Raw genomic sequence first — 405 nt, 5'->3', positions numbered from 1 at the left:
CATTGGCGCAGCACCTGTGGTGGTCGGCCAGACACTCGTCGTCCAAACCCGCGGCGGCGGTGTCTACGGCTATCTGCCGAAGTAACATTCGCGGCCGCGGCCGGGTGGTTTGCGGCGGCACACACATCACATCGGGGCGGCTGAGCCGCCTCGAACTTGCGCCCGCGTACTCCGCGGGCGTCTTGCATCTGTGTCACCAGGCATTCAGCCGTGCAGATGCCAACCGCAGTTGCAACAATCAGAACTTGCCATGGCGCTATTCGCGTGCGGCACACAAGCATGAAACCAGTCATTGCCCTTGTAGGGCGGCCGAATGTCGGCAAATCGACCCTCTTCAACCGTCTGACGCGCTCGCGTGACGCGTTGGTTGCGGATATTCCGGGCCTGACGCGCGATCGCCACTAC

General features: G+C 63.0%; 1 protein-coding gene. It reads left to right on the top strand.

Features of this window, described 5'->3' with window-relative positions:
- Positions 1-279: 279 nt before the first annotated feature.
- Positions 280-405 (top strand): GTPase (locus I6F38_RS43540; RefSeq protein ID WP_225164734.1); only part of this gene is annotated, 126 nt, incomplete at its 3' end.

It is taken from the genome of Bradyrhizobium sp. BRP56 (assembly GCF_020194035.1).
Classification (GTDB): domain Bacteria; phylum Pseudomonadota; class Alphaproteobacteria; order Rhizobiales; family Xanthobacteraceae; genus Bradyrhizobium; species Bradyrhizobium australafricanum.
This window is presented reverse-complemented; position numbering and strand designations above follow the sequence as displayed.